Source organism: Natrinema pellirubrum DSM 15624, from assembly GCF_000230735.2.
Taxonomy (GTDB): Archaea; Halobacteriota; Halobacteria; order Halobacteriales; family Natrialbaceae; genus Natrinema; species Natrinema pellirubrum.
Map to the genome: position 1 here is coordinate 255,843 of NC_019967.1, position 25,165 is coordinate 281,007.

Annotated in this window: 25 protein-coding genes and 6 pseudogenes; 11 read left to right on the forward strand and 20 right to left on the reverse strand. The window is 58.8% G+C overall.

The window, feature by feature from the left end; genetic code table 11:
* Positions 1-407 precede the first annotated feature (407 nt).
* Entirely contained in the window at positions 408-1,682 is a 1,275-nt protein-coding gene (locus NATPE_RS19550) for an IS4 family transposase (RefSeq protein WP_015298935.1), read from the forward strand.
* Positions 1,683-1,753: 71 nt separating this feature from the next.
* Positions 1,754-2,848: a glycosyltransferase family 2 protein gene (locus tag NATPE_RS19555; protein ID WP_049804974.1), complete on the forward strand. Its 1,095-nt coding sequence runs from the start codon at positions 1,754-1,756 to the stop codon at positions 2,846-2,848.
* A gap of 209 nt (positions 2,849-3,057) precedes the next feature.
* Here the strand turns inward: NATPE_RS19555 and NATPE_RS19560 are convergent, their stop codons facing one another.
* The 5 genes and pseudogenes from NATPE_RS19560 to NATPE_RS22865 form a co-directional block, all read right to left on the reverse strand.
* The gene (locus tag NATPE_RS19560; protein ID WP_006183378.1) at positions 3,058-4,083 is read right to left on the reverse strand and encodes a transposase; all 1,026 of its coding nucleotides are present in this window, start codon (positions 4,081-4,083) and stop codon (positions 3,058-3,060) included.
* Between the two features lie 155 nt (positions 4,084-4,238).
* A complete protein-coding gene (locus NATPE_RS19565; RefSeq protein WP_015310322.1) occupies positions 4,239-4,451 on the reverse strand; it encodes a hypothetical protein in 213 nt (70 codons plus the stop codon).
* 359 nt (positions 4,452-4,810) lie between these two features.
* Positions 4,811-5,806, reverse strand: a pseudogene (locus NATPE_RS19570) (RNA-guided endonuclease InsQ/TnpB family protein); the annotation flags it as partial.
* A 26-nt stretch (positions 5,807-5,832) separates the two neighbouring features.
* Entirely contained in the window at positions 5,833-6,777 is a 945-nt protein-coding gene (locus tag NATPE_RS19575) for an NAD-dependent epimerase/dehydratase family protein (protein ID WP_006183380.1), read from the reverse strand.
* A 105-nt stretch (positions 6,778-6,882) separates the two neighbouring features.
* Complete coding sequence (locus NATPE_RS22865) at positions 6,883-7,047, reverse strand: HVO_A0556 family zinc finger protein (protein WP_006183381.1); 165 nt, start codon at positions 7,045-7,047, stop codon at positions 6,883-6,885.
* Between the two features lie 183 nt (positions 7,048-7,230).
* Between NATPE_RS22865 and NATPE_RS19580 the strand changes: the two genes are divergently transcribed.
* Positions 7,231-8,229: an IS5-like element ISNpe15 family transposase gene (locus NATPE_RS19580; RefSeq protein ID WP_006183382.1), complete on the forward strand. Its 999-nt coding sequence runs from the start codon at positions 7,231-7,233 to the stop codon at positions 8,227-8,229.
* A 294-nt stretch (positions 8,230-8,523) separates the two neighbouring features.
* On the opposite strand, the gene NATPE_RS19585 is transcribed toward NATPE_RS19580, so the two are convergent.
* The 6 genes and pseudogenes from NATPE_RS19585 to rfbB form a co-directional block, all read right to left on the reverse strand.
* Complete coding sequence (locus NATPE_RS19585) at positions 8,524-9,459, reverse strand: NAD-dependent epimerase/dehydratase family protein (protein WP_006183383.1); 936 nt, start codon at positions 9,457-9,459, stop codon at positions 8,524-8,526.
* A gap of 229 nt (positions 9,460-9,688) precedes the next feature.
* Positions 9,689-10,159: an NUDIX hydrolase gene (locus tag NATPE_RS19590; protein WP_006183384.1), complete on the reverse strand. Its 471-nt coding sequence runs from the start codon at positions 10,157-10,159 to the stop codon at positions 9,689-9,691.
* Positions 10,160-10,449: 290 nt separating this feature from the next.
* Positions 10,450-11,433 (reverse strand): nucleotidyltransferase family protein, encoded by a 984-nt coding sequence (locus tag NATPE_RS19595; RefSeq protein WP_015310323.1) that lies wholly within the window; start codon positions 11,431-11,433, stop codon positions 10,450-10,452.
* Between the two features lie 188 nt (positions 11,434-11,621).
* Positions 11,622-12,050: pseudogene (locus tag NATPE_RS19600) on the reverse strand (UDP binding domain-containing protein); the annotation flags it as partial.
* Between the two features lie 178 nt (positions 12,051-12,228).
* Positions 12,229-12,681 (reverse strand): NUDIX domain-containing protein, encoded by a 453-nt coding sequence (locus NATPE_RS21795; protein WP_006183387.1) that lies wholly within the window; start codon positions 12,679-12,681, stop codon positions 12,229-12,231.
* A gap of 2 nt (positions 12,682-12,683) precedes the next feature.
* On the reverse strand, positions 12,684-13,610 hold the full coding sequence (gene rfbB / locus NATPE_RS19610; protein ID WP_006183388.1) for a dTDP-glucose 4,6-dehydratase: 927 nt from the start codon (positions 13,608-13,610) through the stop codon (positions 12,684-12,686).
* Positions 13,611-13,662: 52 nt separating this feature from the next.
* On the opposite strand from rfbB, the pseudogene NATPE_RS23140 reads away from it, so the two are divergent.
* Positions 13,663-13,794: pseudogene (locus tag NATPE_RS23140) on the forward strand (NAD-dependent epimerase/dehydratase family protein); the annotation flags it as partial.
* Positions 13,795-13,823: 29 nt separating this feature from the next.
* Here the strand turns inward: NATPE_RS23140 and NATPE_RS19615 are convergent.
* A complete protein-coding gene (locus NATPE_RS19615) occupies positions 13,824-14,708 on the reverse strand; it encodes an IS1595-like element ISNpe6 family transposase (protein WP_006183389.1) in 885 nt (294 codons plus the stop codon).
* 78 nt (positions 14,709-14,786) lie between these two features.
* Here NATPE_RS19615 and NATPE_RS19620 point away from each other — a divergent pair.
* A pseudogene (locus NATPE_RS19620) lies at positions 14,787-15,254 on the forward strand (RNA-guided endonuclease InsQ/TnpB family protein); the annotation flags it as partial.
* Between the two features lie 63 nt (positions 15,255-15,317).
* Here the strand turns inward: NATPE_RS19620 and NATPE_RS19625 are convergent.
* Together NATPE_RS19625 and NATPE_RS19630 are read right to left on the reverse strand one after the other, a co-directional pair.
* Positions 15,318-15,650 carry a ribbon-helix-helix domain-containing protein gene (locus tag NATPE_RS19625; RefSeq protein WP_006183391.1) on the reverse strand — a complete coding sequence of 111 codons (333 nt, stop codon included), beginning with the start codon at positions 15,648-15,650 and terminating at the stop codon, positions 15,318-15,320.
* Positions 15,651-15,803: 153 nt separating this feature from the next.
* Complete coding sequence (locus tag NATPE_RS19630) at positions 15,804-16,163, reverse strand: MarR family transcriptional regulator (RefSeq protein WP_006183392.1); 360 nt, start codon at positions 16,161-16,163, stop codon at positions 15,804-15,806.
* A 419-nt stretch (positions 16,164-16,582) separates the two neighbouring features.
* Between NATPE_RS19630 and NATPE_RS19635 the strand changes: the two genes are divergently transcribed.
* Together NATPE_RS19635 and NATPE_RS19640 are read left to right on the forward strand one after the other, a co-directional pair.
* Positions 16,583-16,873, forward strand: coding sequence for a UPF0175 family protein (locus tag NATPE_RS19635; protein WP_006183393.1), 291 nt, complete (start codon positions 16,583-16,585; stop codon positions 16,871-16,873).
* A pseudogene (locus NATPE_RS19640) lies at positions 16,874-17,387 on the forward strand (DUF3368 domain-containing protein). It begins immediately after the preceding gene.
* A 298-nt stretch (positions 17,388-17,685) separates the two neighbouring features.
* Here the strand turns inward: NATPE_RS19640 and NATPE_RS19645 are convergent.
* Both NATPE_RS19645 and NATPE_RS19650 read right to left on the reverse strand, forming a co-directional pair.
* Positions 17,686-18,915, reverse strand: coding sequence for an RNA-guided endonuclease InsQ/TnpB family protein (locus tag NATPE_RS19645; RefSeq protein ID WP_006183394.1), 1,230 nt, complete (start codon positions 18,913-18,915; stop codon positions 17,686-17,688).
* Positions 18,916-19,110: 195 nt separating this feature from the next.
* Positions 19,111-19,503, reverse strand: a complete 393-nt coding sequence (locus NATPE_RS19650; protein WP_006183395.1) for a winged helix-turn-helix domain-containing protein — start codon at positions 19,501-19,503, stop codon at positions 19,111-19,113.
* A gap of 113 nt (positions 19,504-19,616) precedes the next feature.
* On the opposite strand from NATPE_RS19650, the gene NATPE_RS19655 reads away from it, so the two are divergent.
* Positions 19,617-20,285: a DUF7509 family protein gene (locus NATPE_RS19655; RefSeq protein WP_006183396.1), complete on the forward strand. Its 669-nt coding sequence runs from the start codon at positions 19,617-19,619 to the stop codon at positions 20,283-20,285.
* A 178-nt stretch (positions 20,286-20,463) separates the two neighbouring features.
* Here NATPE_RS19655 and NATPE_RS19660 read toward each other — a convergent pair whose 3' ends face one another.
* Both NATPE_RS19660 and NATPE_RS19665 read right to left on the reverse strand, forming a co-directional pair.
* Entirely contained in the window at positions 20,464-21,060 is a 597-nt protein-coding gene (locus NATPE_RS19660; protein WP_006183397.1) for a hypothetical protein, read from the reverse strand.
* A 63-nt stretch (positions 21,061-21,123) separates the two neighbouring features.
* Complete coding sequence (locus NATPE_RS19665; RefSeq protein WP_006183398.1) at positions 21,124-21,510, reverse strand: hypothetical protein; 387 nt, start codon at positions 21,508-21,510, stop codon at positions 21,124-21,126.
* Between the two features lie 81 nt (positions 21,511-21,591).
* On the opposite strand from NATPE_RS19665, the gene NATPE_RS19670 reads away from it, so the two are divergent.
* From NATPE_RS19670 to NATPE_RS19680, 3 genes are all read left to right on the forward strand, one after another.
* On the forward strand, positions 21,592-21,846 hold the full coding sequence (locus NATPE_RS19670; RefSeq protein WP_006183399.1) for a hypothetical protein: 255 nt from the start codon (positions 21,592-21,594) through the stop codon (positions 21,844-21,846).
* Between the two features lie 65 nt (positions 21,847-21,911).
* A complete protein-coding gene (locus tag NATPE_RS19675) occupies positions 21,912-23,732 on the forward strand; it encodes an SWIM zinc finger family protein (protein WP_006183400.1) in 1,821 nt (606 codons plus the stop codon).
* 13 nt (positions 23,733-23,745) lie between these two features.
* Positions 23,746-24,531, forward strand: a complete 786-nt coding sequence (locus tag NATPE_RS19680; protein WP_006183401.1) for a hypothetical protein — start codon at positions 23,746-23,748, stop codon at positions 24,529-24,531.
* Between the two features lie 101 nt (positions 24,532-24,632).
* Here the strand turns inward: NATPE_RS19680 and NATPE_RS23500 are convergent.
* Both NATPE_RS23500 and NATPE_RS19685 read right to left on the reverse strand, forming a co-directional pair.
* Positions 24,633-24,762 (reverse strand): annotated as a pseudogene (locus NATPE_RS23500) (RNA-guided endonuclease TnpB family protein); the annotation flags it as partial.
* Positions 24,753-25,097, reverse strand: a complete 345-nt coding sequence (locus NATPE_RS19685; protein WP_006183402.1) for a MarR family transcriptional regulator — start codon at positions 25,095-25,097, stop codon at positions 24,753-24,755. The gene NATPE_RS19685 and the pseudogene NATPE_RS23500, both read right to left, overlap by 10 nt.
* Positions 25,098-25,165: the final 68 nt, after the last annotated feature.

Below are 25,165 nucleotides of genomic sequence, written 5' to 3' on the forward strand. Positions count from 1 at the left end.
AGTTCAAAACAAATAATTTGTATGATAGATCAACGCTAGCAACGACCATGTATTCACCTGATACCGAACGTTTATTCACCTGTTTCCAGTATAGCGTACCATCAATAGATATGCAGACTAATACAAACGCCTGATATGAATGTGAGTTATCTTATACTTTCCGACTGGGGGAGAAGAGTACTATGAGTACATCAGAAGGGGACAAACACCAGTACTCGTCAGCAGAGGAATCGACACAGCAGCCGATCGACGGTGATCGCGAGCTGGACGCGGACCATCACGAGGCCGATACCCATTCGTCTTTAGTTAAGCGAGAAACCGCGTGATAGCGGCGGCTTATCGAGGCATCTTTCGGAAGGAATGAGGAAGTCCAGTCTGTGCACGACAAGGACTCCTCATCTCGGATTATGCGTCGGCTCACTACACTGTTTCCCTCTGAGTTCCTCGAAGAGCACGCCGAGGAACTCGGCGTGGTCGAACGTGACCGCAAGCTCCAGATCCCTGCCTTCGTTTGGGCGTTCGTGTTCGGCTTCGCCGCAGGCGAAAGCCGAACACTCGCTGGGTTTAGACGCTGTTACAACTCTACTGCCGATGAGACGATCTCTCCGGGTGGATTCTATCAGCGGTTGACACCGACACTTGCGGAGTACCTCCGCGACCTCGTCGAGCATGGTCTCGACGAGGTCGCTGTTCCTAACGCTGTTGACGCTGATCTCGACCGATTTAGAGACGTGATGATCGCTGATGGAACGGTGTTACGGTTACACGAATTTCTCTCAGACCAGTTCGAAGCCCGCCACGAGGAGCAGGCTGGAGCGAAGCTCCACCTGCTCCATAATGCCACAGAGCAGACGATTGAACGGCTCGATACTGCTAACGAGAAAACGCACGACAGCACCTTGTTCAAAACAGGGCCGTGGCTTGAGAATCGCCTCCTGCTGTTCGATCTCGCGTACTTCAAGTACCGCCGGTTTGCGTTGATCGACGAAAACGACGGCTACTTCGTGAGTCGGCTGAAGCAGAACGCGAATCCGCTGATTACGGGGGAGTTACGGGAATGGCGCGGCCGCGCCATTCCCTTAGAGGGCAAGCAGCTCCGAGCTGTTCTCAATGATCTTGACCGGAAATACATCGATGTAGAGGTCGAAGTCGAATTCAAACGAGGGCCGTACAATGGGACACAGTCGCTGGATACGAAGCGATTTCGCGTCGTCGGCGTCCACAATGAGGACGCCGACGACTACCACCTGTACATAACGAATTTAGCGAGGAAAGAGTTCTTTCCGGCGGATTTAGCGGAGATCTACCGCTGTCGGTGGGAAGTTGAGTTACTGTTCCGGGAGCTGAAGACGCAGTACGAATTGGACGAGTTCGACACGAGTGACGAACACGTGGTGAGGATCTTATTGTACGCAGCGCTGCTGTCGCTGCTTGTAAGCCGCGATCTGTTGGATCTAGTCACTGAGCAGGCGGATGATGAGCTTGTGTTTCCGACAGAGCGCTGGGCGGCGACCTTTCGGTCGCACGCCCAGCTTATTCTCCACGAACTCGGTGAGTTCCTCGGCTACTCACCGCCGCCGCTGCTCGACCGGCTGATCGAAGACGCTCAAAAGATCCACAAGCAACGACCAATCTTACAAGAGACGCTCGCTACCGCTACACAACCGAGGTGTGAGTCTTAACTAAAGACGGATGGGCCGATACCTTGCTCATCGGCCCCGACAGCGATCAGACGCCGGCCCTGAGCATCGTCATGCCGACGCTCAACGAGGAGGCGGGCATCGCCGAGTGTATTGAGCGCGCGAAAACGGCGATCAGCGAACTTGGCATGACCGCCGAGATCATTCTCAGCGACAGTTCGACCGATCGGACACCTGAAATCGGTCGGGACTTGGGCGCGATCGTCCACGAACCCGATCAGTCCGGCTACGGCTATGCTTACCGGTACGCGTTCGACCGCGCTCGCGGTGAGTACATCATCATGGGCGACGCCGACACGACTTACGACTTCGAACAGATCCCGCGCCTGCTGGCTCACCTCCGCGAACAGGATGCCGATATCGTGATGGGGAGCCGGCTCGAGGGCGAGATCAAGCCCGGTGCAATGCCGTCGCTCCATCAATACGTCGGAAACCCGCTGCTGACCAAGTTCCTGAACGCCTTCTACGGTGCGGGCGTGAGCGACGCTCACAGTGGCTTCCGGATCTTCACGCGGGAGGCCTATGAGACGATGAACCTCGAGACGACCGGGATGGAGTTCGCGTCGGAGATGATCATGGAGGCCGGCGCGCAGGACCTCGACATCGTGGAGACGCCGATCGTCTACCACGAACGAGAGGGCAAAGAGACTCTCGACAGTTTCAGCGACGGCTGGCGACACGTCCGGTTCATGCTTGTGAACGCGCCCGGCTATCTGTTCTCGGCCCCAGGACTCCTGCTCGGGCTTGCCGGGCTGGTCGTGATGGGGATCGCCTACACTGGCGTGTCGATCGGGAACGCGACGCTGGGCACCCACTCGATGATCGCCGGCAGTCTGCTGACGATCGTCGGCTATCAGGTCGCCAGTCTCGGCGTCTTTGCGACCGTCGCGAGCGACCCCATCCAGAAACCGACAGATCCGATCACCGAGCGCGTGACGACATCGCTGTCGCTCGAACACGGTGCGACGGCCGGGCTCGTGCTGTTCGGCGTCGGTAGCCTCTATGCGGCCGCACTGGTCTCCCAGTGGATCACCAACGGATTCGCGTCGCTCGAGTTCACGATGAGTTCGCTCATCGCGTTCACGGCGATCATCATCGGCCTCCAGACCGTGTTCTCGTCCTTTTTCCTGAGCGCGATCAATCGTTGACATCCTCCCCGCCCTGAACAGTAGTTGCCGATTCAACGCGGGCAGCCGAACAAAACTGGTCGATCAACCGATTTGGATTGCAGCGCTCCGACGATCTATGCGACACAGCGAGGAACGGAGCGAAGAAACGCCGCTGTCGGCGGCGTTTCTGAGCGTTGCCACTCGGCTCCGGCGTTCTGACCGATTATCTCGGTCGAACTGATCTTCCCCTATCCGTAATCGGTTACACTAACGAATTCCCTGAAGACACGTGTCGAGATTGGCGGTTTCTCCGGGACAGCACCAGCTGAGACAAGTACATTTGCGAGGATCCACAGATTGTACATCGAAACCGCAAACAGGAAGTAGAACAGCCGTACCGAGAACGTCGGCGACGATGTTCTCGGGAGAAAGTCACCGATCTGGCGGTAGGAGGTTTCAATTCCCCAGCGGCGGCGGAACGCCGTCGCGTACGCTCTCGCCGCTTCAGGCTCAAGGTCGAGATTCGTCACGAACCAGACGTGCTCGTCCTCCGTTGACCGATGTGGCACAGCAAACACAGTCACTGCAACTGAGGCGGTCGGTTCACGTTTTCGCTGCATGAGATACTCGTCAACGACCGTCTCAGCGCCGGCGCTGAGACGGGCTTTCATCCCCTTACTCGGGCGTGCACGGACGATATAGTCGACGTCGAGTTGTTCGAGTTCCGCAACGACGTGAACCTGGTAGAAGCCTCTGTCGAGGTAGACGTGTCTGATCGAGACGTACTCTTGTGCCGTTTCGAGCAGCAAGCGAACGGCTTCGCGCTTGGCGCGAAAGCCGTTCGCCTTCAATGCCAGTACATCGAGTGTAAACCGCGTTCCTGGTGCAACGATACAGATCGTCGCAAAACAGTACGTTCGAGTTGTTCCCTGATCGGGATAGGTGATCAGAACGTGGTCAGTGTCTGCACCACCGTAAAACCGCCACTGGTGGAGGTCTATCGCAACATCGACACAGTTGGGCAAGAGTCGTTGTTTCCGGAGAATCTCGAAGAGATCATCGCGGACGCCATCGAACTGGTCGTCGATGGCGTCCGCCTCCAGGTTCCGGAGATGGTAGAGAAGTGATTTTGCGAGTCCATTGCGAGCCGTCGACGTCACGTCGACGGGCTCGCCGTTGTTGAGTTGGCACGTTTTCCCAGCTGTATTGGCGAACTCTTGTTCGAAGGCGACACGAGAAAGGAGTTTCTTGAAGCTCTCTTGTGTAGCTCCCACACTGTTTGATGCCAAAGTCGAGCGCCGGATAAACGACGGTTGAAGCGGCGCGACAGACCTGTTTTGCTTCATCAATCTCGACCATAGTGACCCTACCAGCAACGGCGCAAATTAGATTCGGCGTCTACTGTTCACGCCGGGGTGGGTGTAATTCCTCATTCATTTTCGGCAAGCCATCGGAGCGTTTCGATGAGGGCCTGTGTGGGCGTGTTCACTGTTGTCCGGGTTGCGAGTTGATTCGATTTGTCGATCGGTTCCTCGAGTACCCGCCATGAATCACCGCTCCTCGTGGCTATGAGCTGCTGTTGTTGATTGTGGTCCTCAATCAAAATTGCATCGTCATCAAGGTCCAGTTCGATATTAGCCACTACTTAGTGTTCAACTAGCTTACTTTTGAATGCATCGGTAAGTTCATCTAGTCGTCAACTCACCCTTAGCTCCCAAGTGGACGGGCACTGCCTCGCGTGGCCGTGTTCGTCGCTCTGGAAACCTGAGGTGAGCAGGCTGAATCCGTAGCCGGTTTTGCGACCAGCACGTCAGTTTGTCTCGCTTCTTTCACTCACCGATCGCTAACGACATGCTATCGTGTATCGCGGGTGGTCTCACCACTCGTCAGCGGAGACACCTGCGTCGCGAGTGGCTCCTTCACCGTCATGGAGATCGCGGTGACATCTTCCTCGCCGTAAACGGCGAGGCTTCCCGTACCACAGGTGGGATATTTGCTGGTCTACGACACGACCTGTTCTCTCGTACGGAATGTCCCGCTCTCGCGGTCGAACAGGTGTACCGATGGCTGTGCCACACAGCCGTTACTCCTATCCTCACCGTGAGGACTCAGAGTTATCTTCTGGCGCATATTCTCCGCCCCGTTACAATCGGCGTTCCCGACCAACCCACACGATGAACAGACGTACAAGCCCCGTTCCACGCGGTTTGACCGCGTGTCATCACCACACCGTGAACACGTCTTCGAGGTGTCCCACTCGTTCTCTTTCAGCACCTCAACACCACGAATCTCACCCTTATATGCGAGGTTCTGGTAGATACGGTCAAACGCCCACGAGTGCAACTTTTTGTTCCCCGTCTTGCCCCAGTCGGACTCGCGCACGTCTTCAGGCCAGCTCACCGCGAGCGTGCCAACACCGCGTTCGACACACTCTGTGATGATTGTGTCCGTAAGCGTGTGGTAGAAGTGTGTTTCACGGTCTGTGAGTTTCCTGCGTGCCCGCATCGACTTCTCCGAGGGCCCGTTCTCACCCTCAGTGTCGTACTCTGCTCGGGTGAAGTAGTGCTTGTCCTGTTTGAGCGAGTTGCCGGGGTACAGGATATACTTGTCGGGGAATGCGACTGTGGCGATGTTCTTGATACCGAGATCGATACCGGCCACTTCGTTGCCTGCTGAGTCGGTGGTCTCGAGTTCGACTTTGCAGACGAAGTGCAGTTCCCACTCGTCGCCATTCCAGACGGCTCGAACGTTCTGCACCTTCTTGACTTCTGAAAGGTCAACGTCGGGGCGGGTCTGGTACTCGCAGAGCAGGAAGTCCGACCAGTGTTCTTTCAGGTTTTTGCCCTTTGAGAGTCGGACGAGGTCGTGTTCGGGGTTGTGTTTGAAGCCGTCTGCTTTGAACGTGACCGTACTCTTGGATCGAGTGTCGCCGTGTTTACGGTAGCCGGGAGGATTCGCCTCGTCAAACTTGTGTCGCAGGTCGAACCATGACTGGAAACCACGCCGGGGAGGATGTCATCGCATCAGTTGAGCGAGGTCGCTGCGTCGGTCTCGGTGTACTGTGCACAGACTCGCCGGAGTCCCTCCTCGAAGTCGATCTCGGGTTCCCACCCGGTCGCTTCACGCATCGTCGACGAATCGGCACAGGTGTCGTGGACGTACACCGAGTCAGGAATGGGGTTTTCGATGTATTCGGGTTCGATGTCGGTCCCCAGTTCGTCGTTGAGCATGTCGACGACCGTATTGAAGCTATAGGCGTCGCCCGTCCCGAGGTTGTAGATGCCGGTGAGCTGGGTATCTGCAGCCTGCTCGAGCCCGCGGACGATATCCGAGACGTGGGTGAAGTCCCGCGTCTGCGTGCCATCACCGTACAGCACTGGTGCCTCCCCGTTCGCCATGTCGTCGGCGAACTGGGCAATCACGTTGGCGTACTCGCCCTTGTGTTCCTCGGCGCCGCCGTAGCCCTGATAGACCGAGAAGAAGCGCATCCCAGCGACGTTCATGTCGTAGTGATTGGCGAAGTATTCGCCGTAGCGTTCGCGGGCGAGTTTGGAGGCTTCATAGCCTGTGTTGACGGCGACATCCATGTCGACCGGCGAGGGCTCGGTGCGGCTGCCGTAGATCGACGACGTCGACGCATAGACGACCGTCTCGCAGCCGTCCTCGCGGGCCTGTTCGACCACATTGACGAACCCCTCGACGTTGACGCGGGCGCCTGTGGTGGGGTCCTCTTCGTGCATCGCGTACGACGAGAGCGCTGCGAGGTGGAAGACGACATCGACGTCCGTCGGGAGGTCGTCCTCGAGGACGCTCCGATTGTGGTAGTCGACTGCGGACTCGAGGTTCTCGGGCGTGCCGAGGTATTCGTCGTCAATCGCGACGACGTCGTTGTCCGCCGCGAGATGGTTCGCCAGATTTGACCCGATAAACCCTGCCCCGCCCGTGATCAGGACGCGTTGGTTCTGCATGTCAGCACGGTTGCGTTCACCCTATGAGAACACTGCGATTTCCGAAGCCGGCGATCATCGAATCGGCACGATCGGTCTTTCCTCTCGAAAACAGGGCCGTCGGTGTTACCAGAACTGCGCCCCGGGGGTCTCACACGAATCGCAGATAACGGCCGTGTTTCCCTTATAGACTCCTCGAATGAGTTCCCCTTCATCGCAGAACGTACAGTTCGTTCCCTCGAGTGCTGCGACCGGCGAGTACTCGTCGGATTCATGTTCCTGTTGTTGCATATCATGTAAGCTGTTTTCTTACTCTATAATAAACCCCTTGCCACCAAGTATGAAACCGACAGCCGTGGGGCTGCATCTGCTCCGGTACTAGTGGACCCGAACGGGGGACGACTAGTGGTGGGTTGATACTGCTACAGCGTGTCATAGAAAGCGTCTCGTGCAAGGCAGCAGGGTGCGGAAAGTGTGTCCAGCACAATCGCAGCCCTGCAAGACGTAACTTCGGTAGACGAGTTCTTGAATGCGGCGGCTACCGAGACAGTGCCGCTATTCGAGTACCTTGAGTTCGAGTTTCTGCTGGAGTACGATGTGTTCGCCCCCGCTTCGAGGGGGCGAACACGAGTTCATCAGCCACCAGATCTCTTTCGTGGTTTTCTGCACTGCTATTACAAGAACATCTACGGTACACGCCCCGTCACGCGTGAACTCCAGCATACACTCGTCTGGTACTACTGCGGACTTGACAAACCTCCATCTAGAGACACGGTTGACCGCTTTCTCACTGACCTCGAACATGTCGTCGACGATGTCTTCGACAGGCTCGTCGAGCAGGCCGCCGTCCGCGGCCTGCTCGACTCAACATATTCCATTGATTCGACGCACATTGAGGCGATTCGGTACAACGACGCAGCGTCATGGAACTACGATCCAACAGCTGAAGAGTACTACTACGGCTTCGGCTGTACGATCGTCTCAAGCGGAGCAAAGATCCCGATAGCGGCGGAGTTTACACAGGCTAAACAGGCATCTCAAGAGACGGCGATGCGCGTCACGAGTGACGCGCTCGCCGTCGATACACCGACCTGGATGCTTGGAGACAGTGCCTACGACATCCTCGACTGGCACGACCACCTGCTGGCCGCAGGGGTCGTGCCAGTCGCCCCGTACAACCCGCGAAACACCGACGATCCGAAAGATATCGAGTACAGGATTGAGGACCGCATCGAGGAACACAGCGAGGACGTCCAGCTCAAACAATCCGTCTTAGACGAGACGTACAACCGCCGGACAGGGGTCGAACGAACCAACGACGCGGTCAAGGACTGCGGCCTCGGGCACGTTCGCGCCCGAGGCCGTGTTCACGCACGGACAGAAGTGTTCGTCGCGCTCTGCCTACGACTCGTCGTTGCCATCACCAACTATGAGCGAGGAGACGATCCGGGATGTGAGAAGCTCAAGCTATGAGATGGATTCTATGACACGCTCACTGCTAGACAGAACTACGTGAAGCCGGTCGCACGTATGCGGCCGTCACCTCTGGGGACGGCCGCGAATTCCCGACCGGTTTCGTATTGACTTCTGTCCAGTAGCATGAAGCATTGGGCCCTACATTCCTTGCGTCCCACTCGTTAATATTCGAGGGTCTGGCGACGCTATACGTACAGTTCGGGTGGCTCGTTAGCAGGGACTAGGTCATCAGAATCCAGGCGAGTGTCACAGGCCATCGTCAACCCAGTCGAAGCGCTTCGGCAGTCGTGGTCAGTTCCGCAGACCGAACTCCGTACACAGTTCCCGTGTCGCCTCGCGGACCGCCCGATCGCTCTCGTGGGTCGGTTCCCACCCGAGGGCGTCGAGCTTCTCGATCGAGAGGCGCATCTTCGGCACGTCACCGGTCCAGCCGCGGTCGCCGCCGGTGTACTCGTACTCGGGCTCGAGGCCCAGTTCCTCGCTGACGATGTCCGCGATGCGGGTCACGGAGGTCGTCGTCCGCGTCCCGAGGTTGTAGGTCGCCAGCGGGCCCTCGGCCTGTTCACAGACGTGCAGCATCGCGTCGATGCAATCGTCGACGTGCATGTAAGATTTCTCTTGGCGGCCGTCGCCGAGGATGGTCAGCGTCTCGGGGTCGGCCTGTAGCTTCTCGATGAAATCGGGGATGACGGCGCCGCGCAGCCGCCCGCCGACGATATTCGCAAAGCGGAACGTGTGGACGGTTAGGTCGTGAGAGTGCGCGTAGGTCGAACAGAGCCCCTCGTCGGCGAGTTTGCTCGCCCCGTAGACGCTGATCGGCTCGAGTGGGGCGTAATCCTCGGGTGTCGGCCGCGGTGCCTCGCCGTAGACCGTCGACGTCGACGTGTAGGCAAGGTCCGTGACGCCGACTTCCTGCATCGTCTCGAGAACGTTGTAGGTCATCTGCGTGTTCGCTTCGAACTGTGCTCGCGGACTGTCGGTGTTGACGGCCTTCGAGGCCGCGAGGTGAAAGACGCGGTCGAAATCGCTCGTGAGCACGCCCTTGAGGGCGTCGTCATCGGTGAGATCCCGTTCGACGAGCGTCGCGCCGTCGGGGACCCACTCCGCGCGGCCGTTCGACAGGTCATCAACGATCGTGACGTCGTTGTTGGCCTCGAGGAGGCGATCAGTCAGCTGCGAGCCGATGAATCCCGCGCCACCAGTGACGAGAATCCGTTCGTTGTCCATACGTTCGCAGGGGAGGCGGGGACGGTAAACGGTTTGACTTTGCGGCAGGTATCGTACTGTCGCGCCCCCACTACTAGTATGCGGGTGGGCAGCCACCTGCAGTGTTCAGTGGTCTTGTGGCCGACGGACTCACAGTGGCGACCAATCGCATCGAATATCGGATTCAATTGGGCTGGGGCCCAGAACAGTGTCCCCACGACAGGGTCATCCGCTTCGATCTGACGGGGTCCTAGTCGCGGACGAAATGGAGGTAATCGTCGAGCGCGAGTGCAAACGGCTGCTCTGGCGGCAGCGGTTCCCACTTATATTTGTATGTAAGCCCGCGTTCGTCACCCTCGCCAGTGACAGTATGCGTCCACTGGTCGCGTGCTTCGTCGATGGTGATTGCGAAGAAATGGCGGATGTATTGCTTTGGTGGCTCGAGTGAGCGCGTCCAGATATCTGTCGTCAGATACGAGATCGTCTGCAGGGTCTCGAGGCCACTCTCTTCTTCGATTTCTCGAGTCACGGCGTCACGTGGTGTCTCTCCGTGTTCGATGGTCCCTTTCGGAATCTGTAGGCCCTCATACTCCGGGCCCTCGAACACCAGGAGCTCCCCTGGCGCACGCGTGATGTATGCACACGCCTTCTGGACATACGTTCCCGGGCTCTGCCCATCCTGTGCGGTCTCGGCTAGGTGTTGCCAGTCCCTCTGTGACATTGATCCCACGCGATCGTTGTGACCGTCCCGCTAGTAACGTATTAGATGTAGTTAATCTTTGGTGGGAGTCACCCCGATGCGCGGTCAGCGGCGCGTCGATGCATCCCACGCCATCCAGGACGAGACTCCCTTCGGTGGCCATCCGTTCCCAGGGGCGGCGGCGCCAGGAACCGGGTCGAGTTCGTGGCAGGTCTCGTCCCACTACTAGTGCCCACTAGTGGCGACTCCGTCTGCGATAATCAGGTGTCTGGCGGCCGAGGGGTCGCCGGTCGCGATTGTGTGCCAGTGGGTTACCGGCCGGCCGGCAGATCGGCGAGCGTCAGCTCCGGGCCGATGAGTGCCGACTGGATCTCAGCCTCGCGGAGTTCGGCACCCGTCCCGATGACCGCTCGCTCGACCGTGCCGCCGGTGATCGTGGCGTCGGGGAAGACGACGCAATCACGGAGGATCGCGTCGGTAACGCGGGCGCCCTCCATGACGTGGACGTTGGCCCCGATCGTCGTCCCCTCGAGCGACGCGTCAGGGTGGATCGTGCTGTCGCCGTCGAACTGCCAGGCGACGGCGTCGAGATAGCTCTCGGGCGTCCCGATGTCGAACCAGGCGCCGTCGAACGTGAACGCGTCGACGCGCTCCCGGTCGACGAGCCACTGGACGAACCAGCCCGGCTCGTCGGGGTTGTTCTCTCCAGCCAGGTACGTCTCGAGCAACTCGAGGTCCGCTGCGCGGAACCCGTAGCAGGCGACCGACACGAGCGTACTCGGTGGGTCGTCAGGCTTCTCCTCGAAGGCGACGATCTCGCGGCCGTCGTCGTCGAGTTCGAGGACGCCGTACGATGTCGCGCGGTCGTAATCGCCGACATCGTAGGCGGCGAGCGTCGGGGTTTCTCGTTGGCGGAAGAAGTCGACGAACTCGCTCACGTCGAAACTGAGGAGGTTATCGCCCGCGATCACGATCGTGTCGTCCGTGAGGTTCTCTCGGTCGACGAGCTGGGCGAGCGCGCCGATCACACCGAACTTCTCGTCCTCGTCGGTCGTGTCTTCGATCGAGAGCTGTGGTTTGTGGTAGTCGTTGGTCTCGAGGTGGGCTTCGAACTCGTCCGCGAACCGCTCGTTCGTCGAAACGTAGACGTCGTCGATTCGGTCGTCCGTCTCGAGGTCCTCGAGCACACCATCGATGACCGTCGTGTCACCAACCGGAAGGAACATCTTCGGGCGTTGGCGAGTGATCGGCCAGAGTCGGGTAGCGTAGCCGCCTGCTAGTACGATCGCATCCATCGATCTAACTTTCTCTATCATAGAAAAGTTTCTTCCTATCTAAACTACGTTTGGATACGGAGAACTCCATACACCCTCCATCGAGGTGACTACGTGGCCCTAGTGGAGATCGTTCTAGGGTCTAGTAGTCTGATCACAGACGACTGTCCGGCCCCTTCGGCAGGTTCCAACTTCTCGAGTCGTCTCCGCTACCACGTCAGTCCGTCGTACGTGATCCCGTCCCGGCGCTCGACGATGCGGCGGCCGTCGACGACGACGGGGGTCGCCATCTCGTCGAACGCGTCGTCGAGCGCCGCGAACTCGTCCCAGTCGGTCACGACAACCGCTCCGTCACTGTCGCTCAGTGCAGCCTTTGCGGTGGTGGCGTATTCGACCGCCGGGATTCGCTCCCGCATAGGGTCGTTCGCGACCGGATCGTACGCGACGACCTCCGCGCCGTACTCCCGGAGTAATTCGATCACCGGGATTGCTCTGGAGTTTCTGATGTCGTCGGTCTGGGGCTTGAACGCGAGGCCGAGGACCGCGATCCGCGCACCCTCGAGGTCGACGTGGTGCTTTAGGCGGTCGACCAGTCGTTCGGGCTGGCGTTCGTTCACCTCGACGGCGGCCTCATAGACGCTGGACCCGAACATCTGGCGCGACATCAGAACTACGGGGTACCCATCGGGTAGTCCATTTTGAATGAAGGACGTTCGATGCTGCGTTGTTCGGTTTTCCCTGATTTCGCTCCAACAGCTGAGGGATCAGATCGGGAAGATGCTTCGTGAGCAGGATCTTCGGTAGTCAAGTACTGTCTTAGAGGTCGTCAAGATATCGTTCAACGTACGGATGAAGGTCGTTGAACGGTGGATGGAAGACGTCAATCGCGCTGTGTTGGTCGTCGCCAGAGAAATCGGGCTCGTCGTGTTCGAGATGGCAGCGATACGCAGTCGCAACGTAGTGTTTCGAGTCAACACCCTCAATCTCAGAGGTATCATAGAAGTGCTCGTAGGTTCCAAGACACTCGCCGATAACGACAGATTCTCCGAGTTCTTCCTTGGCGACGCGGTGGACAGCCTCAGTCCGGGATTCATTCTTCAGTACCGTTCCACCGGGCACGAACCATTCTCCTTTGGCGGGATCGTTTTCGCGTTTGCCCAAGAGAATACCGCCATCATGTTCGACGACGAGGTCAACGGAGACGAGTGGAACATTCTCTACGATTGCCTGCCACTCGGACGGCGGGATCGGTTTCTCTTCGCCAGGCATCGTCAGTCCAAGTAGTACTCGACGGTTCGTTCGAGACCTTCTTCAAACGTGTATTCCGGTTCCCAGCCGAGTGCTTCGATTTTCTCGGTTTCGAGTGCGTAGCGCTGGTCGTGGCCGGCGCGGTCCTCGACGAATTCGATCAGGTCGTTGTCTGCCCCGACGGCGTCCAGAACCGCTTCGGTGACTTCGAGGTTCGTCTTCTCCGCGTGGCTCCCGATGTTATAGATCTCTCCCACTTCCCCCTCCCGGAGGACCACGTCAAGTGCTCGGCAATTATCCTCTACGTAGATCCACTCGCGGACGTTCGACCCGTCGCCGTAGACGGGCAGGTCCTGGCCGTTGGCCGCGTTCTGGATGAATTTCGGGATGAGTTTCTCGGGGTGCTGACGGGGACCGAAGTTGTTGCACGTCCGCGTAATGAGGACAGGAAGGTCGTGAGTCGTCTGGAAGCTCTGTGCGAGGAGGTCCGCACCTGCCTTCGTCGCCGAATAGGGGTTCCGGGGATTGAGTGGGTCGTCTTCGGAGAACTTCCCGTTGAGGATCTGGCCGTACACCTCATCGGTCGAGATCTGGAGGAAGCGCTCGATATTTGCCTCGTTAGCAGCGTCGAGGAGGGTCTGGGTGCCTTGGACGTTCGTCGTGACGAAGGGTTTCGCACCTTGGATTGACCGGTCTACGTGTGATTCCGCCGCGAAGTTGACGATTGCATCGACGTCGGAGACGAGGTCAGTGACGAGATCGCGGTCGCGGATGTCACCTTCGACGAACTCGTGTCGTGGGTCGTCGAGAACGCCATCGAGGTTCTCCTTCGAACCCGCATACGTCAACGCGTCCAGTGTGATCACTTCGTCGTCCTCGTGTTCGTTGAGAAGGTAGTGAACGAAGTTTGAACCGATGAATCCCGCACCGCCAGTGACCAGTACTCGCATAGTATGACCGTGTTCGCAGTACCTATTTACATTACTGTCGGAACACTACAGTATGCAACTCCTCGTCGTCGGTGCCAACGGTCTCCTCGGTAGTAACGTTGTACGTGCAGGTCAGCAACGCGGGTGGAACGTCTCTGGAACCTATCACTCAACTCAACCGGCGTTCGACATTCCACTTATGCAGTCGCTCTTGTGGCGGAGATTGTTGGTGAGTCATAGCGCAGTTTCGAGGATGGTTTTGAGCGCTTCTTTCCCCGGTTTGCGGAACACTTCTCGACGGAGCTGAAACGCTCGGATATACGGCGTGAGTCTGTCTTTAGAGACACCTCGATGCGGCGAGAGCCACCGTCGCACCAGCGACGCGTGGCTCTCGCAGGTGTTCACGTGAACGTCTCCATCGACGTACTCGCCGTCACCGTGGACGACGTATTCACGGGTGAATGCGTCGTCCTCGTCAAGTGGATCGTATGCCCGAAAACCGTCTGTGTAGACGGTTAACGACTCCTGCTGGCGGTCGGCCAGCAGGAGTCGGATCCTCGATTCGGTCGCGGCTTTCGTCGGGATCACGTGTCGTTCACCACTGCCGCGATCAGCGAGAACAAACACAGGGAGCTTGTCCTCAGCGTATGTTCCACGCCCGCGCGTAGACAGGCCACGCGAGCGCGACCAGCCGTCGCGCTCGCGGCCCTTGAGACCCGCTTTCACGTAGAATTCATCTATCTCGATGGGGCCTTCGAGCTGTAGTCGAGGCGCGTCCAGCGCTCGCAAAAAGCGCTGGACGCGCCGGTAGATCGTCTTGTATGAAACGTCAATCTCTACGTCTAATTGCCTGAGACTTGTGTTGAAGCGGATGTACGTGTAGACGGCGAGAAACCACTTTCTGAGCGCCACCGAAGAATGTTCGAAGATCGTGCCGGTCTGATCGTTGAACGTGCAGTCGCAATCCTTACAGAGATACCGCTGAAACACGCGATAGCTGCCGTACCGAATCACAGATTCGCCACGGCAGCGTGGGCAATAGACGCCGTCGCGCCAGCGAACCTGTTCCAGCAGGTTCGCGGCGCGACGCTCCGAGACGAACGTCTTGACTGGGAACATTGTTCGTCGGGTGACGCGGTCGCGTCACCCTTGCCCTCTGTGACTTCCAGCTACTGCTGAGAACTCACCAACAATCCTCTACCCAAGAGCGTAGTAGTCGAGTGCGCCGCCCGAAACGTTGGGACGATTGCTGTGGGGGATCTGAATGGTATTCGCGAGGACACCGACTGGGGTGACCACGGCAACCTCGATCTACATGGGTGGGCGTTCGACAGGTTCACGAAGATGCTGGCATACAAAGCCGCTGAACACGGTATTTCTGTTGAGCGCGTGGATGAACGCGGTACGTCCAAGTCCTGTGGTTCCTGCGGGACCACCGATGGCAGCCAGCGTGTCGAACGCGGGCTGTACGTCTGTGAGGAGTGTGGGCTGGTCGCTAATGCTGACGTGAACGGAGCCGAAAACATCCGACAGAAGGTACTCCCGAATCTCGCCTGTGATGGGGGAGATAGGGATAACGGCTGGATGGCACAGCCAGCGGTTCGCCTGTTCGACAAATCCACGGGCAGAGTACGCCCACAAGAGCAGGTGGCCTGCGAACCATAATCTCCTAACGCTCAGGAAACCGCGCCGTTCACGGCGCGGAGGATGTCATCCACTGTCGACGTTTCACACGTCGGACCCGTACACCTGTTCGGACGTCTCCTCTCGTGCCTCTTCGACGGCTCGTTCGAGGTCGTCTGCATCGACTTTCTCGCCGAGTGCTGTAAGCTCGGCGGCGATCTCACTGGCAGACTCGTGGCTCTGTTCAGCTTCAGCGAGCAGCTGCTCCAGCCGGAGTGCGGCGATCGCTGTATCGTCATTAAGCTCGCGGAGATGGGCGCGGCAGGCCTCTTTGATGAATTCGCTCTTGTTGGTGTAGATCCCCGTTTCATCGAGGAACCGCTCGATCTCGGTGTCGAGCTCAACCGGGAACTTGACGCTGACACTCGCGTATTTCATTGTAGTACCATCGTACTACGAGTATTTGAATACTGGCTGCCCGTGCGGGGAGGTTTTCAGGACGATATGTAGTCGATCAACTGGCTCGCCACATCCTTGGTGCGATCGTCGACGAGAGAGGTCAGGTAGTGCTCGGCAAGTCCTCGAACGCAGTCACTGTACTTCTTCCATCTCGTCGGTCTGGAGTTCCTCGAGACGCTCTTCACCGTACTGTTCGTCTGCCGCCTGCTGCTGTCGGTGGAGCCGGTAGGCCGACTGGAGCCGTTCCTTGTCGTCCGTGATCGCCCAGTACGGGCGCTTGTGCCGCACGAGACCGCGTTCCTTCAATCGCGAGAGAATCGCACCAACGGCATCTGTATCCAGGCCGAGTTGTTCGGCGATTGTTGCCGCCTTCCACGCCTGGTCGTCATTCTTGTCGAGGAACAGCACGATCCGCTCGGTATCATTCCGTTCCTCGAATTCGTCGGCGTCAGCGTTCTCGAACTCGTCGATATCGATGGTACCGCTCGACATAACCTAGTGTTGGGGCTGTTGGAACATAGCCGTTTTGGGATGTTTGCTACCGTGGATGGGGTGGTTCCTTCTTGCGCTCAGATACATCCCTGGCGGGACGTGCTGCCGACTATGAGTCACTGATCACTCCAGTTTAATTTCACATTGCGTAACAGTAGCCCGAATTTCGTTTGGATCGAATTCCGGATTACTGCCTGTGGGCGGGGCTGTCTGCGCTGGATAAGGGACAATCCACTCGTCACTACCTGATGGGTGGACTGTTGTGACGAAGCATTCGAGATAGTCCCCTACTGTGAGTTGATGGGCGTCGAAGAAGGAGGGCGGGATTTCCTTCAGTGGCCGTGGACGGGCTTCACCCCACAGGAGCCTTTCTAGGAAGCACCGAAGCGTTTGTACACTTTGCATACGAAGTAAACAGTATGGGGACGATCTCGACACGCGTTCCCGACGAGCTGGAAGCCGAACTCGAGGCATATTTCGAGGAGGAAAAGCTCGACCGGAGCACGGCCGTTCGGAAACTCCTCTCCGAGGGGCTCGAAGAGTGGCGTCGCGAACAGGCACTCGATCAGCTTGCGGCCGGATCCATCACATTCAGCAAGGCGGCTGAGCTGGCCGGGATGTCGGTCTGGGATTTCGCCCAGCTCGCCAAAGAACGTGATATCACCTGGGTGGCGGACGACCATCTCGACGCGGATCTCGAGGCGCTGTGAATGTGGGTCTTCGACACCACGCTGCTCATCTACCTCGCGAAGGTCGACCGACTCATACTCGTCGAGCACCTGGAAACGACGTGTATTATTCCTGAACGCATCTACGAGGAGGTCGTCGAAACCGGTCTTGACCAGGGATATCCGGAGGCCCGTCACATCGAGCGCAGCGTCGATGCCGACAGGTTTGATGTCGTGTCAGTGGAGACTACCCCGCTGCTGTCCCGTCTCCAGGATAACAGCAACCTCAGCGACGCCGATGTCGCTGTTCTCGCCTGCGCCGACGCCCACGATGGCGTGGCCGTGATGGATGAGACGTACGGCCGTGACGTCGCAGCGGCTGAGGGAATCACAACCCGGGGGGACGGCATATCTCGTGCTAAAACTCGCTAGCGAGGGAACACTCAGTGTCGACGATGCCCGAACCGTAATTGATGCAATGATCGACGAGGGCTGGTACTGCGCTCCTGATGTCTACGCGAAGATCGTCCAGAAACTCGACTCGCTGGCCGACTGATCTGCCCCCGCTGCAGCACGGAGGGAACGATCCATAGCGAGAGTCCGTTCTTCGGTCTGTTCGAGTGCCATCACGAATATGGTTACTAGTCTGATACCATCCACTCAACTACATGTGGACTTTCGCCTCGCTACCACTGCAACTGACTGAATCTGTTGCACGTCGGTGACTTTTTCGAATGCATTAACCAACGTCACGAATTCACGACCTACATTTTGTTGGTTAATATCTGGAGCACCATCTTGGTAGGTCAACCGCCTCGGGGTCAAGCCTCGAGGCTTGTCAGTGGACTCCCGCTCTATCCGCGCAAGGCGGAAGGCGTGTAATCGCCGTTCGCGTTCAGCGTCCCTGACTTGAGGGCCAGTTGACTGGTGGCCCGTCCAGCACCAGACTTGAGCCAGTGCTGGACAAGACGCCACCCGATATTCCGAGCGGCGTTATAATCCGCGTGCAGTTCTTTCCCGCATTTCAGGCACTCGAACTCGCCACCATCTCGATTATCTTCGTGCGTGAACCCGCACTCGCCGTGACTGCACCGCTGAGACGTGTAAGCAGGGGCAACATCGTCCACGTCGATGCCGTACTCTTCGGCCTTGTATTCGACGTGGCGTTGAAGTTCACGGAACGCCCACTGCTGGAACTTCAAGGCGTTCGAGATACGCTCACGGATGTGCGTCAGGTTCTCGAACGCAATAGCCGTGCAGTCGTTCTCCACGGCTTCCTGCACAATCGCTTTAGACACGCGGTGGAGGTAGTCGGCGCTCCACCGGGCGAACCGTGAGCCGATACTCTTGATGGTGAGATGCGCGGAGCGAGTGCCTGTCTGTTGGAGAGTGCCGCGCCGACGTTCATACTCGTCGCGTTTGTGGTTGAGATAGTCCGCATTACCGAGGAACGCTCCCGTGCTGGTGACGACGAGGTATCCGTCCACGTTCAGGTCAACGCCGAGAACCACTCCGTTCTCGGTCTGCTCGTCGCCAGAATCAGCGGGTTCGACTTCTTTCTCCACGGCGACGTGGAGGTAGTACGTACCGTCACGCTTGTGGAGCGTGGCTTCCTTGCATTCCCACTCCGGCGTCCAATACTCCGCAAACGGCGTGCCGTCCTCCTCGTTAGGTGTGACGAACTCGGCGGTCACGCGGTCGTCCACAGTGGCGAGTGTCACGTGGTCGTCGTTGTACGTGATGGTGCGCCCGTTGTACACGACAACGCTCCCTCGGAACTCGGGCTTGCCTGCTTTCTTGCCATCGTCGAGGATGCGGTCTTTGCAGTTGCCGAGTGCGTCTGCGGCGAGGTTGCGGGCGGATTGGACGAGACTGGCTTGTAGACTAGTCTGCTCCCGAACCTCTGTGTAGGTTTGTTCGTGGAGCGTATTTTTGGTGTCCTCGATTTCTGTGGGGTCGTCGCTCCATCCAGCGTCAGCGACGTGTTGGGCCGCTTGACGGAATTGCTCGAACGTTGCATCGAGAACGCTGTGAGCGTCCTCGGGAACGTCGAGCTTTAGCTGGATGTTACGGACGACCTCCATACTTCATAATTACTTCTATAGATATTTGAAAGTATTTACTTGAGGTGGTGGAGTCGGCCCTGCCATCGTGCGTGGTTTGTGTCATCGAGTGTCGGCTTCCTCCCCGACCTCAAGGGTCGGGGTATCCGCCTCGCAACCTCTATGAAAGACTGGAGTAGTCGCTGGAGACCGACGACGAGAATGTCCTCTGGCAGCTTACGAATAGGCGTCGTTGAACTCCCGTTCACGGCGCATCAGCTCCTCGACACCGTACTCAAGAATACCCCGCCCCATTTCCGTCGGCCGATAGTACGTGTAAAAACCCTGGCTGTCAGCGGTCCGTCGCTGGCGCTTGTCGACGAGCCCGACGTCGACGAGTTCGTCGAGATGGTAGTGGAAATTGTGGGATTCGACATCGACCGCGGCCTTGAGATCGGCAGCACTCAGTTCGTCGTTGACGACGAGCGTGCGGAGGATCCGGAACCGCGTCGGGTGGCCGATCGCCTGTTGCATCGCGAGGTACTCCTCGAGCGTCAGTCCGCTCTCTTCGGGAAGCGGCGGGTCCGGCTGACGAACCTCCTCTGTTGGATGGCGATTGGTTTCGGACATTTAGGGGATGCCTCGAGTCCTACGTTGGGACGCCACGTACTTAGTCGTTCTCGACTAGAATATTCCTGAAAACACTGAGATTTATATACTACCGTTCCGAATCAACGAGTCGAATGCGGCAACGGATTATCGACAATCTCCCCCGTGCCGCCGGTGATTCAGATGCGCTCGCTCCAGTCCGGCGGGAACAGTTTCTCGTCTATCTGATGGGCCCATACCGGACATTCGACGTCGACGCGCTGCTGCCGGCGGACGCCAATGTCGAAACCGATGCCCCATCGTTTGCGACGTGGGACGAGACCAGCGGCGAGTACGCCGAAGACGAGGTGTTGCGGCTCCTGCAGGAAACGCGGGACTGCCTCCGCGACCGCGGGTTTAATGCTTTTCTCGCAATCGACGTCGGGATCCCGCTCGACGAGATGGATGCCGCCACACAGAGTATCGCCTTTGCGAAGGCGAGTAATGCAACGATCTTCATCGCTCCACAGGTCGGCGACAACCTCGGTGTCGGGATCGAGATCGGGAGCGTCCTCGAGGATATTCTGTCGACAGCTGGAATGCAGGGGCCGGCGGCCGATGCAACGCCACCAACGCGTGCGCGACGGGTTATGGTCGCGACCGAACCATCGGTTCGAAGTGCGATGCTTGGCGCCGTCCACGCGCGCTGGGACGCCAGTGTCCGGACGTTCGCCGACGCCGCGGACTGTTGTCGGCTCTGCGCACAGTTCTGTACCCACATTCAGAACGAGGAACTCTATGGCTCGCTCGACCGTCTGGACTGATCGGACTCGTGGTCACCCCGAGAAGACCTCTTCGCCGGAGCTGCTGCGAGAGTCACCCGAGAGCGATCTCATTGTACCTCGGAACCAGTTCGAAAGCTCGTGAGTTCGTCGATTCGATCTTCCAAGTCTTCGATCTCGCTGCGGAGGACATCTGCCTCCTCGCTTTCAGTCGAGTGAGCTACCGTCCACTACTGTGCTCGTCACCTTCGAGCGCGTCCCGAAGCCCGTCTGGAAGTAGGGAAAACGGCTTCTCCGCGTGAAAGGCGACGTTCTCGTAGGCCTGCTCGACGTGTTTTCGCTTCGAGTCCTCACACTCCTCGGCGAGCGCTTCCAGTTCGTCCATCATGGACCAGAGTTGGTCCTCGGCTTCGAGCATCTCGGCGGTCAGCGCCAGTTCCTTGATTGCCTTGGCGGCTGCGCGTCGCACGCGGCCGTCGTCGTCGCGGAGTGCGTCCACGTAGAGGTCCCGCAGTCGTTCGCGGTGGGTCGCGATCTCGTCGAGCGTCCACTCGCCCGGTACCGCTTCGTCGGTGAGGTCCGAACCGACCGTTCGATAGGCCAGGCGCGGATACAGACCGGCCGCAAAGCGAATCACGGACTGTCGCTGGTATCCATCGTCGGCCTCGTAGAGGTCGCGACACATCTCGAAACACTCGTCGAACAGGGCGGCTCGTTCCTCGAGTTCGGTATTCTCGATTTCGTCCATCGCCCGATTCACGTGCTCGGTGTCGCCCGAGGAGAGCGCGTCGGCGAACGCCTCGCGAGTGTGATCCATACGCGTTGTTGGTCGGATGGCGGCGTAATTCCTCGGATCGGGGTTCGAGAGGATCTCCGTTCCTCACCCGGCGGCGTCGTCGACGTAGTCTTCACGCCACCAGACGGTCCGGCCCGCAGGCGACCTGACCGCAGTCGCCGTGAACACCTCGACGGAGAACGTCTCCGTTATGGCCGTATCCGATCCGTGTAGATGGGTAGCGAGATAGCGCAGTAGTTCGGTGATCGCTTCGTCACTCCACGTATACTTCTCCCGGAGCACGAGCAGGGCGTATGTCCGATCCTCGTCGAGTGACCAGATCGTGGCTGTGGCGAGTCTGGCGCTGACGTGATCGTCGGCGACCACGTCCGGATGTGTGGTGTCGATGTGCCAGAGTGTCGCTTCCTCGGACTGAAAGAGCGGGAGCGGATCGAGGTGCTCGGACTGGAGATGTTCGGGCGTCAGTTCCATACGTGGTTCGTACGGCTGGCGGAACTATAATCGACCCCAATTCGGGAAATCCTGAAGAAGAGCTACCGCGAACGAACAGTCATGGCCGACTACATCGTGGAACTCAAAGATTCGGTCTTTCGCGAGACACCACTCGCGGAGGCGAATTTCGATGAGGATGGTCGACTTATGTTCGGCTCGAAAGCGGACGCAGAGGAGTGGGTGACTGAACAGAACCGAGAACACACGAGCAGGGGGCAACTCACGCTCCACACCGCGCATCCGGCCGACACGTCGGATGTCGACGCCTACGTCGTCTTCCAGCCGGTGAAAGGCGTCTGGATTCCAGATTCGTAGGCCCACAGTCCCCCAACCGTCCACTACAGTATTACTACTGGCCCAGGCCATAGATACGTACAAGGATGGCGGGTTCCGACCCGACACTCACGGAGGCAGCAGTCCGGGATCTGGCACGTCCCCAGTCATACGACCGGGGGGAGAACTACTACGACGAGGGTGCCGTCGTCGAACTCGTCCGGCGCGGTGAGACGATCCGAGCGGCGGTTGAAGGCAGCCAGTACGAGCCCTACCAGGTGCGGATCGAGCTCGACAAAACCGGGGTCGTCGACACGGCGTGTTCCTGCCCGTACGATCACGGTGGAATTTGCAAGCACCGTGTCGCCGTCCTCCTGACGTACGTCCGTGATCCCGACAGGATCGACCAGCGACCGCCAGTCTCCGAACTGGTCGCCGACGCGGACCCCGAGGATCTCCGTGACGTTCTCGTTGACCTTGTCGAGAGTCGCCCGGAGCTGGCAGAGCAGGTTGAGTCCCGGCTCGAAACAGTTCGGTCCGAAGAGGCGGATGATGACGCTCGCGACCGCACGCCCGACATCAATCGGGAGTCGATCCGCCAGCAGGTGCAGTACATTCTCCGTCCCACCGAGAGACGTAGCGCCCACGCGTACGACCCGTATGAGGCCGTCGAAACTGACGTCGAGACGTTGCGAAACCTGCTCGACCAGGCACGGACAGCCGTCGAGGCTGGCGACGGCGAGACAGCACTGGATATCCTCGAACCGTTGGCCGACGAACTCATGGACGAGGAGTGGCTCGCTCTCTCGTACGACGATTCGAACGCCATCTTCGAGTTTTTCGACGAGGTCGACCGAGTGCTGGCCGAGGCATTGCTCACGGCCGACCTCTCGGAGGCCGAGCGTGCCGACTGGGAGGATCGCCTCTGGGCGTGGGAACAGGAGATGGGGGGCTATACGCACCAGCCACCGTACAGCGTCGCCCTCGAAGCGGCACAGCGGGGCTGGGACTTCGAGCCGGTCCAGCGGGCGATGCAGGGCGACATCGGCTACGCGGACCTCTGGGAGGGCGACCCGCCGTGGTATGCCGAGGACTTCGTCAGGGCCCGACTCAACGTCCTCGAACGCCAGGGCCGCATCGAGGAGTACCTGAACCTGGCGGAGGCTGCGGACCTGATCGACGACTACGGGACCATGCTCATCGAGGAGGGACAGATCGACCAGGCGATCGAGTACGGCCGACGCAACCTGTACTCCCCGGACGAAGCACTCACGCTGGCCAAAGCCCTTCGGGAACACGACCGGCCGGAGGCCGCGCTGGAGATTGCCCAGCACGGATTGGCCCTCGAGGACAGCAGCGGGCAAGCGGAGTTGGCCGAGTGGCTCCGTGATAGAGCTAGCAGCATGGGCGAATCCGAGATTGCGCTGGAGGCAGCCATCGTCGTGTTCGACGCCTCGCCGACGCTTGCGGCCTATCAGGCCACAGAGGAACTCGCTGGCGAGGAGTGGCCGACCGTCCGCGAGGAGCTACTGGAGTCGCTTGCAGACAGGAACACGAGACAGCGGACTGCGCGACGGCACGTCGAGATCTTTCTGTACGCGGAGCGATACGACGAGGCCATCGCCATCGCGGATCGGTTTTCGGATTACAAGGTAGTGGAGCCGGTCGTCGAGGCCGTCTGGGAGGAACACCCCCACTGGACGATCGACGCCTGCAAGGAGCAGGCCGAGCCGATAATCGAGGAGGGACAGTCTCAGCGATATCGCCACGCTGTGGACTGGCTGAAGACTGCCGGGAAGGCAGCCGAGGTCGCGGGCGAACTCGATGACTGGCGTGCCTACGTAGAGAACTTGCGGGACGAGCACTCCCAAAAGTACAAGCTCCGGCCGATGCTGGAGGAGTTGCTCGAGGAGTTCGAGAGGCGATAGCACAACTGGACCCATGACTGAGACAGATATCCAAGATCGGTTCGTCATCGAAGTTAGTCGCGTGGGGACTGTCGATCACATCGTCGACCTGGAAGCAGAACCGGCGAACAGGTCGCGATACTCACCTCGTCGTGAGTTGCCGGGGGAGAAGTTGTGTGATCGGAGTACGCGCTCACCCGCGAGTGAGTACATCGCGCTTCGAGACTACGCCGACTGGAAAGATCTCGATAAGACGACATTCGAGGGCGATGCGCCGGACGAAGTGTGTTCGTATTGCTGGGCAGCGGTACTCGAACAAATCAAGAAAGTAGAACAGCACGAACACGGTGACATCGACGAGCGTATCGGGACAGTTGGATACCGCCTCCGCTGGAAGCAGAAGGGCCGTGCCCGCGAGGAGTGGTACGACATCGTCGTCCGACCGGAGACGACGATGGCAGAACTCGATACACTCGTCTGCCGATTCACCACACTCGATGACTTCCATCTTCGTATGTACGGACTCGAGGACGAGTACCTTGACTCAACACTCAACGTTATCCCAGACCTCCAGTTCGCTGAAGTCGACGATCCCTCATACAGGAAGGCAAGCGAGATGACGATTGCCGATATCGCCGAACGCGCAGCGCTCTGGAAGGGGGACCGGCTCAGCATGGTCTACGATTTTGGAACTCCCTCACACTACTACTGCATCGTCAAGGAGGGGTACGATCCAGAGGAGATCGAGAAACTCCTTGAAAAGCGTGACCCAATCGCAGCGACCGAGACAGCTGCTATCATGGACGAGAAACGATCCTAGCAATGGCCACGATCGGATAGTTGCCCCGCTCTTTTTCACCGGACTCCTCGATTGACATCCTCACCCGCCTGAAGACGGGGTGAATCCCGAGCGGTGGGATATTAGGGTTTGCAGTCTACCTGTTCGTGTGGGGTGAAACACACCTGCGGTTGTATCGAACAGGTAGACTCCGGGCTGTGCCAACCAGCCGTTACTCATATCTCCGGTTGGGAGAGTTTGAGTTATTCGCCGGCTGCGTTCAGCGCACTGTTCAGCTCGAAAAGCTCCTGAACGGCATCGCTCTTGGCGACTTGATACCGGCGGGGTGACGAGTTCGCTACTTCCTCGACGATCTCGGTTTCTACCAGAAGGTCGATGTACTTACTCACTGTCTGCCGGGTAACGCCAGCATGATCCGCGAGCTCCGTCTTGGTGAACTCTCGGCCCGGGGGGAGCGTGAGAATGGCGTCGATGAGGATTGGGACACTCTCGTGCTGAAAGAGATACAAGACACCGCTCGGATTCTCTAGGCGGGCCTCCTTGGTGTCCTTCTCCGCTGCTGGATGCTTCTGAGGTGACTCGCTCATACTTCTGGTTTACCGGTGATAACACATAACTGTTGTCCCGGACGTTAATACGCATTAACACACTCTTA

Coding starts and splice junctions, on each gene's coding strand:
- NATPE_RS19550 (WP_015298935.1), top strand. CDS start 408: ATGCGTCGGCTCACTACACTGTTTCCCTCTGAGTTCCTCGAAGAGCAC.
- NATPE_RS19555 (WP_049804974.1), top strand. CDS start 1,754: ATGCCGACGCTCAACGAGGAGGCGGGCATCGCCGAGTGTATTGAGCGC.
- NATPE_RS19575 (WP_006183380.1), bottom strand. CDS start 6,777: ATGCAGAACCAACGCGTCCTGATCACGGGCGGGGCAGGGTTTATCGGG.
- NATPE_RS22865 (WP_006183381.1), bottom strand. CDS start 7,047: ATGCAACAACAGGAACATGAATCCGACGAGTACTCGCCGGTCGCAGCA.
- NATPE_RS19585 (WP_006183383.1), bottom strand. CDS start 9,459: ATGGACAACGAACGGATTCTCGTCACTGGTGGCGCGGGATTCATCGGC.
- NATPE_RS19590 (WP_006183384.1), bottom strand. CDS start 10,159: ATGTCACAGAGGGACTGGCAACACCTAGCCGAGACCGCACAGGATGGG.
- NATPE_RS19595 (WP_015310323.1), bottom strand. CDS start 11,433: ATGGATGCGATCGTACTAGCAGGCGGCTACGCTACCCGACTCTGGCCG.
- NATPE_RS21795 (WP_006183387.1), bottom strand. CDS start 12,681: ATGCCTGGCGAAGAGAAACCGATCCCGCCGTCCGAGTGGCAGGCAATC.
- rfbB (WP_006183388.1), bottom strand. CDS start 13,610: ATGCGAGTACTGGTCACTGGCGGTGCGGGATTCATCGGTTCAAACTTC.
- NATPE_RS19615 (WP_006183389.1), bottom strand. CDS start 14,708: ATGTTCCCAGTCAAGACGTTCGTCTCGGAGCGTCGCGCCGCGAACCTG.
- NATPE_RS19625 (WP_006183391.1), bottom strand. CDS start 15,650: ATGAAATACGCGAGTGTCAGCGTCAAGTTCCCGGTTGAGCTCGACACC.
- NATPE_RS19630 (WP_006183392.1), bottom strand. CDS start 16,163: ATGTCGAGCGGTACCATCGATATCGACGAGTTCGAGAACGCTGACGCC.
- NATPE_RS19635 (WP_006183393.1), top strand. CDS start 16,583: ATGGGGACGATCTCGACACGCGTTCCCGACGAGCTGGAAGCCGAACTC.
- NATPE_RS19645 (WP_006183394.1), bottom strand. CDS start 18,915: ATGGAGGTCGTCCGTAACATCCAGCTAAAGCTCGACGTTCCCGAGGAC.
- NATPE_RS19650 (WP_006183395.1), bottom strand. CDS start 19,503: ATGTCCGAAACCAATCGCCATCCAACAGAGGAGGTTCGTCAGCCGGAC.
- NATPE_RS19655 (WP_006183396.1), top strand. CDS start 19,617: ATGCGGCAACGGATTATCGACAATCTCCCCCGTGCCGCCGGTGATTCA.
- NATPE_RS19660 (WP_006183397.1), bottom strand. CDS start 21,060: ATGGATCACACTCGCGAGGCGTTCGCCGACGCGCTCTCCTCGGGCGAC.
- NATPE_RS19665 (WP_006183398.1), bottom strand. CDS start 21,510: ATGGAACTGACGCCCGAACATCTCCAGTCCGAGCACCTCGATCCGCTC.
- NATPE_RS19670 (WP_006183399.1), top strand. CDS start 21,592: ATGGCCGACTACATCGTGGAACTCAAAGATTCGGTCTTTCGCGAGACA.
- NATPE_RS19675 (WP_006183400.1), top strand. CDS start 21,912: ATGGCGGGTTCCGACCCGACACTCACGGAGGCAGCAGTCCGGGATCTG.
- NATPE_RS19680 (WP_006183401.1), top strand. CDS start 23,746: ATGACTGAGACAGATATCCAAGATCGGTTCGTCATCGAAGTTAGTCGC.
- NATPE_RS19685 (WP_006183402.1), bottom strand. CDS start 25,097: ATGAGCGAGTCACCTCAGAAGCATCCAGCAGCGGAGAAGGACACCAAG.